The 7971-nt window shown below is 48.3% G+C and carries 8 protein-coding genes; 7 read left to right on the top strand and 1 reads right to left on the bottom strand.

What is annotated here, in order from left to right; translation table 11 throughout:
* On the top strand, nt 1-342 hold a 342-nt coding region (locus RMO84_RS11875; RefSeq protein ID WP_310488668.1), incomplete at its 5' end, for a DUF1636 domain-containing protein.
* Nucleotides 329-778: a hypothetical protein gene (locus tag RMO84_RS11870; protein ID WP_310488667.1), complete on the top strand. Its 450-nt coding sequence runs from the start codon at nt 329-331 to the stop codon at nt 776-778. The genes RMO84_RS11875 and RMO84_RS11870, both read left to right, overlap by 14 nt.
* 92 nt (nt 779-870) lie before the next feature.
* Here RMO84_RS11870 and RMO84_RS11865 read toward each other — a convergent pair whose 3' ends face one another.
* A complete protein-coding gene (locus RMO84_RS11865) occupies nt 871-1587 on the bottom strand; it encodes a heme oxygenase (biliverdin-producing) (RefSeq protein WP_310488666.1) in 717 nt (238 codons plus the stop codon).
* 173 nt (nt 1588-1760) lie between these two features.
* Here RMO84_RS11865 and RMO84_RS11860 point away from each other — a divergent pair, with 173 nt between their 5' ends.
* The 5 genes from RMO84_RS11860 to hslO form a co-directional block, all read left to right on the top strand.
* Entirely contained in the window at nt 1761-3137 is a 1377-nt protein-coding gene (locus tag RMO84_RS11860) for a hypothetical protein (protein ID WP_310488665.1), read from the top strand.
* Between the two features lie 215 nt (nt 3138-3352).
* The gene (gene glgA / locus RMO84_RS11855) at nt 3353-4726 is read left to right on the top strand and encodes a glycogen synthase GlgA (RefSeq protein WP_310488664.1); all 1374 of its coding nucleotides are present in this window, start codon (nt 3353-3355) and stop codon (nt 4724-4726) included.
* A 418-nt stretch (nt 4727-5144) separates the two neighbouring features.
* Nucleotides 5145-5579 carry an NUDIX hydrolase gene (locus tag RMO84_RS11850; protein ID WP_310488663.1) on the top strand — a complete coding sequence of 145 codons (435 nt, stop codon included), beginning with the start codon at nt 5145-5147 and terminating at the stop codon, nt 5577-5579.
* Nucleotides 5580-5712: 133 nt separating this feature from the next.
* Entirely contained in the window at nt 5713-7161 is a 1449-nt protein-coding gene (locus tag RMO84_RS11845) for a TldD/PmbA family protein (RefSeq protein WP_310488662.1), read from the top strand.
* A 62-nt stretch (nt 7162-7223) separates the two neighbouring features.
* On the top strand, nt 7224-7971 hold a 748-nt coding region (hslO, locus tag RMO84_RS11840; protein ID WP_310488661.1), incomplete at its 3' end, for an Hsp33 family molecular chaperone HslO.

Raw genomic sequence — 7971 nt, 5'->3', positions numbered from 1 at the left:
ACGAGTGAGGGCGAACGGCTGCTTCAAGAGTTGCAAGCTTTGCATCAAGATTGGGATTTGGCAGCAGCGTTTCCGATCCAAGCGGTAGGTTGTATGAGTGCCTGTAGTCGATCGTGTGCGATCTCGTTTGCAGCGGCTGGCAAGCACACCTATTTATTTGGCGATATTGCGCCCCAAGATCCGAGTATTGCCTTGAGCAATATCTTGGACTGTGCCGAGAAATATTATCAGCACCCGACAGGCGTCCTCCCCTGGGCAGAGCGTCCCGCACCACTCAAACAAGGTATCCTCGCCAAAATCCCGCCACTTACTATCCCCACTCCTACCCATGCGGCACTATAACTCGTCAAGCCGCACTAGCCTGTTTGCCCAAAACTTCCTCTGGATTGGAGATCGGGCATGGAGTGGTTATCTCCAGAGCGATCGCGGAGTGGTGGCAATTAGCAGCCCCGTCGATATCTTCGATAACTCCGATCGTAGCGACGATTCATTAGATCCGAGCCTCAATTTTCGCTATATCCCCCAGCCCCAATTAGCCCTCTACCTGCAAGAGTGGCTGGTACCCGAGCGAGCGATCGAGGGTATTGCCACTGCTGTCGCCAATTATCAACCGCAGACAGAGCTAATTTTTGCGATTCTCTATCCGAGAGGCTACGCCAACGAATCTGGCTCCCATCTCGATATCGGCTGGTGTCAACACCTAAAAATTTCGCCGCCAGACTGTTATCAACAGATCCAGCGGCGACGGAGTGAGTTTCAAGTAGGGAATAGAGGATAGGGGATAGGGGATAGTAATGGAATTATTTATAGAGAGGGAGATCTGTTCGCTCTCTATAAATTCGCTAATCCCTATCCCCTATCCCCTAATCCCTATTCTGCTGTAGCCAATTCGCCGTCATTGCGATTGCGTTTGCGCGTGAGCAGGTTGAATAATTGAATGCCGATCGCTTTGATCAGGTTGCCTTCTAATTCTTTGAACATAATCATGTTCATCTCAAATGCCGCATTAGCTTCATCGACGACTTCATCGGCTTTGGCTTCATCGATCGGTAGATCGTTCATTGCTTGCCGATAGTTGCTCTTGAATGCTTTCTCATCAGGGATTTGCGCGAATTCATAAAACGCCATCCCTTCACCGTCGGTGAGGTTCATCGCATTCTGAGCGATTTTCTTGAGGATTTGACCGCCGGAGAGATCGCCCAGGTAGCGAGTGTAGAGGTGTGCTACCATCAGTGCGGGGTCGCGATCGGCCACTTCGTGGATGCGGGCGATATATTTTTTGGTAGCTTCAGAAGGCGCGACTTGCTCTTTCCAGTTGGCACCATAATAGAAGGCTAAATCTTGTTCTAACGCAGCCTTGCGATCGAGTTCGGGGAAAAAGACCTTGGCTAGAATTGGGTCGCTAGCACGCTTGTGCATTTCCTCTTCCATCGCGGAGTAGACGAAGTAGAGATTGGTGACTAGTTTGCGGTAAGATTTTTTCTCGACGGTGCCTTTGAGGAAGCAGGCGATGAAGCCAGTGTTCTCGGCCATGCTATGAGATTTCTTAGTACCTTCGCGGAGTTTAGTAGCTAAATTAGAACTCATTATTAAAAGTTTTCGGCTATATATCACTAATTTGTTAGCTTAAGACAATTTGATGAGAATTTCTATTAAGATTTATAACCATGCTACATATTTGCTGGCTTGAATCTTGAGTATGAGTGGGATGGCAATATTCTACCGATCGCGGCAATTTTGATAACCTGGAGCAAAATCACATGACATCGATACCGAAGCCAGCTCAGAATTTAGGTAAGAAATACCAGACGCCACAAATTTTGCGGGGTGGTTGGTACGCGACGTGGGGCGTAAGCTTACTGCTATTAGCGATTAGTATTTGGGGCGTTAATTCCCAACGACAGGCAATTAAAACAGTTGGCAAAGATGCTGCGCCTAGTGTGCTGACAGCACAACAGTTGCAAGATTCTTTCGCAGGTATGGATGCGAGCTTGGCAAGTGAGTTGCTATTAAAGCCAGGAGATCCCAGACAAAAAGAAGTCGAGATCGATTTTCAAACAAATCGCAAAAAAATTGCCGCTCGGGTAGTCGCAGCAGCTAAAAATATTACTTATCCACCAGAACAGGAGATCGTTGAAAAACTACAACGCGCTGATGGTGATTATTTATTGAAACTGCAAGAAGCGCGAGATGCCCATCGGCGCGGAGATAGTGTTGCTGCGCTAAGTATTTATCAGAGTGCGGCTACTCTAATGGATGAAAAAATTCTTCCCAAAGCTGAAGAACTCAGCCAAGTAAATTTACAACAACTAGAAGAAATTTATGCGTTACAACGCACTGTCAATGGTGGCACGGGATTCTTCATGGCGATCGTGGGCTTAGCTCAGATTGCGATTTTAGTTACCATCCAACTATTTTTATATCAACGCATGCGGCGGATGCTTAATCTACCGCTACTGGGTGCGACGGCGATCGCCATTATTTTCCTCGGTTATACAATTATCTCCTTTGTAGGTGCTACTAATAATCTCAAAGTAGCGAAGGAAGATGCTTTTAACTCGCTACATGCCTTACGTCAAATGCGCGCTCTATCCTACAGAGCAAATGCTGATGAGAGTCGCTATTTACTCGATCGAGTTAATGCACCTCAACACGAACGCTCTTTTAATGACAAAATCAAAAAAATCCTGACAATTCCACCCACTCTCACGACCGAAACTGTTGTCAGTAACACTTTGCAAAATATCAAAACACCAGGATTAACTGGATTATTGTCAGAGGGGTTAAATAACATTACCTTCACTGGCGAAAAGGAATTAGCGATCGAAACGTTAAAATCTTTTAATGAGTATGTGAAGATCGATACCCAAATTCGACAATTAGCAAGTAGCGGTAAACTTCCTGAAGCGATCGCTTTATGTCTGGGTACCAAGCCATCCGAATCGAATGGTGCATTCGATCGATACAAAAATATTCATACCAAATTGATGGATCTCAATAAAAAAGAATTCGATCGAAATATTGAATTAGGTAACGATCGATTGGCGAATTTTGAAATTATTGCCTCTGTCGCGCTTGGTAGCGTAGCGATCCTCACTTTAGCGGGACTTAGACCGAGATTGGTTGAGTATCTATAAGAAAAGTTGGGAGTGGGGAGTTGGTAGTGCGCAGTGGGTCACAACAGTAGATGGCGATTAACTTGGTTAGATTCAATCGAGCGAGCAGAAGATGATTCTCAGTGCTGGGTGCCGGCTAAATTTGGGGTCTGGATGGCTGGTATGATTGCTGAGGTGCCAAAAGTTCGATCGATATGGATCGATCGGTGCGTATAAAAATCAATATCTAAATATCTATGAAAATCTTATTTGTCGCGGCGGAAGCTGCACCCATCGCCAAGGTAGGTGGGATGGGCGATGTCGTCGGTGCCTTGCCCAAGTTCTTGCGCAAAATGGGGCATGACGTGCGGATCTTCATGCCTTACTACGGTTCCTTAGTGGGTAAATTAGATATCCCCTACGAGCCTGTGTGGTGGGGATATGCGATGTTCAATCACTTTGCGGTGTATGAGACAGTCTTACCTGGTACCGATGTCCCCTTGTACTTATTCGGACATCCAGTTTTCGATCCGTTGCGGATCTACGGTGGCGAGGATGAAGACTGGCGATTTACCTTCTTTGCCAATGGTGCGGCAGAGTTTTGCTGGAATTATTGGAAGCCAGATATCCTGCATTGTCATGACTGGCATACAGGGATGTTACCCGTCTGGATGCACCAAGATCCCGATATCAGTACCGTCTTTACCATTCACAATCTAGCCTACCAAGGGCCGTGGCGGTGGTATTTAGAGAAGATTACCTGGTGTCCGTGGTACATGCAAGGCCATAATACAATGGCAGCGGCAGTGCAATATGCCGATCGCGTCAATACCGTTTCGCCGACGTATGCCGCCCAGATTCAGACGATCGAATATGGTGAAACGATCGAGGGCTTATTATCATTTATTAGCGGTCGATTATCGGGAATCGTCAACGGGATCGATACCGAAGTCTACGATCCGGCAACCGATACAGCTCTCGCGAAAACATTTACCGCCAAAACCCTCGAAGATCGCAGCAAGAATAAAGCCGCACTCCAACAGGAAGTCGGACTGGCGATCGATCCCAATATATTTGTCGTGGGGATGGTATCGCGACTAGTGGAGCAAAAAGGGTTGGATCTGATGCTCCAGACGCTCGATCGCTTTTTGGCATACACCACCGCTCAGTTCATCGTCTTGGGTACTGGCGATCGCAATTATGAGACGCAACTTTGGCAATTAGCTTCCCGTTATCCCGGACGGATGGCAACTTATCTGATGTACAACGAATCGCTCTCTCGGCGCATTTATGCCGGATCGGATGCCTTCTTGATGCCCAGTCGCTTTGAACCTTGCGGGATCTCTCAAATGCTCGCAATGCGCTACGGCTGCGTCCCCATCGTCCGCCGGACGGGGGGACTAGTCGATACAGTGACCCACCACGATCCTCAGCATCACTTGGGTACTGGCTATTGTTTCGATCGCTACGAAGCCCTAGATCTGTTCACCTGCATGGTACGCGCCGAGGAAAGTTTCCATTACCAGCCGCAATGGCAAGAACTTCAACAACGCGGCATGGCAACCGATTTTAGCTGGGATAAATCAGCCAAAGAATACGAAGCATTGTATAAGTCGATTTTGATTGAATAGTCTGCTCGATTGGGTTGAATGCTGATGCAAAAAATCGACATTTAACCCGATCGAACTCATACTTACGATCTCGGTCTAATCTAACGTTAGTCTCTCTACAGAGCAACTGAGCCGACGAAAACGTCGTCTGAGTGATGAAAGAAACTTTGTTGAGTGCGTTGGGTTTCATTCTTCCACCCAACCTACAGATCTACTACAGATCTACGCTAACTTAACAATCTACGCCCAGTAAAGAATGAATTAGCCCTGCTTCCGCCGGGGGGACTGGGGGTCGGAACCCCCAGATCCGGGTTCTGCCCCCACTAAAAAACTCGCAACTAACAAGTATTTATAGTTTGCCGATTTACCAATTACAAGCAGTTAAGTACCAGCCTTAACCCGATTTGCAACAGTTACACCGTATTCTTTCCTCTCTAAAATGGCGTACCGCAACCCCACACCGACTACAGATATTATTATTGAACTAATCGATCGACCCCATCGACCGATCGTCCTGATCGAACGTCTCAATCCCCCCCACGGCTGGGCATTACCAGGCGGATTTGTAGACTATGGAGAATCATTAGAAACCGCCGCCATCCGCGAAGCCAAAGAAGAAGTCGGGCTAGATGTATCCTTAATCGAACAATTTCACCTGTACTCCGCACCCGATCGCGATCCGCGCCAACACACGATCGCGCTGGTATTTATTGCGACAGCAACTGGCGCACCGATCGCCCAAGATGATGCCAAAAGTGTCGGCATTTTTAACCCGTGGGAAATCCCCTCACAATTATGTTTCGACCACAGCCAAATCGTTCGGGATTATTTACAGTATCGACGTTATCAGATCCGTCCGGGAATTAGGCTGTAGGCTGGGTTGAGCCAAGCGACACCCAACAAACACACCAATATCTTAGAGATGTTGGGTTTCATTCTCCAACCCAACAAACCACAACCTCAAATGAGTAAAATTAAATCAGTCCTAAACTAATAAGGCTGATTTAATGAGTACTGCGACTATTCCCCAACTGAGCGACTTACTCAACTCGATCGATCTCCCCGTCGATTGGGTAGGATTGCGGAAAGTCCGTGAAGTGGCGATCGCGCGATCGGCACGGGACGGGATGCCGCAAAATAATGGGACGACCATTAGTGAAGGGATAATGGTCGAAGTTTTAGTCAACGGTCAAATTGGCTATGGTGCCACTAATATCCTCACCCCTACCGGCATTCAAACCGCTGCTACCGCCGCATATCAACAAGCAATCGCCGCTAGCGCATATCAGCTTTATCCAATTACCACCGCCCAACGCCCTAAAGTAGTCGGGCAATATGTTTCCCCGACCCTCCAGCCGTTTAACAGCCTCTCTCCTGGCGAAATTAGCGAGCAACTGAGCAAGATTTGTCATACGCTCAAAGTCGGCGATCTCATTGTCCAAACTAGTGCCACGATAATTACGCGCGAAATCGAAAGTTGGTTTGTTAGTAGCAACGGTTCCGATGTTTATCAGAAATTTTTGCTGATGACGACAGATTATGCCGCTACCGCTCAAGATGGCGCGATCGTCCAACATCGCAGCGATCGCGGCGGACTGGCAAAATGTTATCAAGGGGGGATGGAATACTTTCTCACTCCCGATTTATGGACGCGGGTGCGGCAGGTAGGCGAGCAAGCATTAGAATTACTGACGGCGATCGAATGCCCGACTGAGACAACCACCCTCGTCCTCGCACCGGATCAATTGCTGTTGCAGATTCACGAAAGTGTCGGACATCCACTCGAATTAGACCGAATTTTGGGTGACGAGCGCAACTATGCGGGTGGCAGTTTTGTGAAACCAGCAGATTTTGGCAATCTCGTCTATGGTTCGCCGTTGATGAATATTACCTTCGATCCGACTGTCGCGGGAGAATTTGCCAGCTACAGTTTTGACGATACGGGAGCGACAGCGACGCGGGAATATATCATCCGTGATGGGATTCTGGAACGGGGCTTGGGTAGCTTGGAAAGTCAATCGCGCTTGGATCTGCCAGGAGTAGCTTGCAGCCGCGCCTGTAGCTGGAATCGTCCGCCGATCGATCGGATGGCGAATATCAATCTCGAACCTGGGGATAAAAGCTTTGATGACATTATCGGTGGAATCGATCGCGGCATCTACATGGAATCCAATCGCTCGTGGTCGATCGACGATCGGCGTCACAAATTCCAGTTTAGTTGCGAGTACGCCAAACTCATCGAAAATGGCAAATTGACTCAAACAGTTCGCAACCCCAACTATCGTGGCGTTACGCCCCAATTTTGGGGCAATCTGGAGCAAGTTGGCAATGCCAATACTTGGGAAATGTACGGCTCTCCGTTCTGTGGCAAAGGCGAACCCAATCAAATCGTCTGGGTGGGGCATGGTGCGCCTGTCGCCGCATTTACCGACATCGAAATCTTTGGTGGGGATTAACGACCTAGAATCTGAGTTGGCCAACCCCTAAAATAGAGACAAGAGAATATTTAAGGGAAGTTATGACCGATCGACTGATTCGAGCAACAGCAGCAGGTGGCAAAATTCGAGCAGTAGGGGCAATTACCACCAGCCTCACCGAAACAGCTAGAGTGCGCCATCGGCTCTCAGCAGTTTCCACAGATGCCTTAGGGCGGGCGATGACTGCGGCATTATTGCTTACATCTGGCATGAAAACCAAATTTGCCCGCGTCAATCTCCGAGTCAAAGGGAATGGCCCCGTCGGCGGTTTGATGGTGGATGCTGGCGTCGATGGAACGGTTAGAGGCTACGTCAACAATCCCCATGTCGAAGTACCGCTCAATGCTGCTGGTAAACTAGATGTCGGTGGCGCGATCGGCAATGAGGGTTTTGTCTATGTCTTTCGGGATCTGGGTTACGGTCGTCCCTACTCTAGTACTGTCGAGCTAGTATCTGGAGAAATTGGTGACGATGTGGCGAACTATCTATTTAGTTCCGAGCAAACGCCGTCAGCCTTGGTGCTCGGTGTCTCGATGAACGCTCACAGCGTCCAGTCTGCGGGCGGGATCTTAATTCAAATCCTGCCAAAAGCGGCACAAGATGAGTCACTGGTGACGCTATTAGAATCGCGAGTCAGTGGCTTACAAGGGTTTACCCCGCTACTCCAATCTGGCAAAGATCTGCCAGAGATTTTAGAAGAATTATTGGGCGATTTAGAGCTGAATATCTTTCCCGATGAAAAGCTACTCAAATTTGATTGCCCCTGTTCCGAACAACGGATGCTCGGCG

Source organism: Chamaesiphon sp. VAR_69_metabat_338 (assembly GCF_031423935.1).
GTDB lineage: Bacteria > Cyanobacteriota > Cyanobacteriia > Cyanobacteriales > Chamaesiphonaceae > Chamaesiphon.
The sequence above is the reverse complement of the archived record's forward strand: the minus strand, read 5'-3'. Positions and strand labels throughout refer to the sequence as shown.

Excerpts from the sequence above, each read along its gene's own strand:
- RMO84_RS11860 (WP_310488665.1), top strand. The coding sequence starts at position 1,761 with ATGACATCGATACCGAAGCCAGCTCAGAATTTAGGTAAGAAATACCAG.
- RMO84_RS11865 (WP_310488666.1), bottom strand. The coding sequence starts at position 1,587 with ATGAGTTCTAATTTAGCTACTAAACTCCGCGAAGGTACTAAGAAATCT.
- RMO84_RS11870 (WP_310488667.1), top strand. The coding sequence starts at position 329 with ATGCGGCACTATAACTCGTCAAGCCGCACTAGCCTGTTTGCCCAAAAC.
- RMO84_RS11850 (WP_310488663.1), top strand. The coding sequence starts at position 5,145 with ATGGCGTACCGCAACCCCACACCGACTACAGATATTATTATTGAACTA.
- glgA (WP_310488664.1), top strand. The coding sequence starts at position 3,353 with ATGAAAATCTTATTTGTCGCGGCGGAAGCTGCACCCATCGCCAAGGTA.
- RMO84_RS11845 (WP_310488662.1), top strand. The coding sequence starts at position 5,713 with ATGAGTACTGCGACTATTCCCCAACTGAGCGACTTACTCAACTCGATC.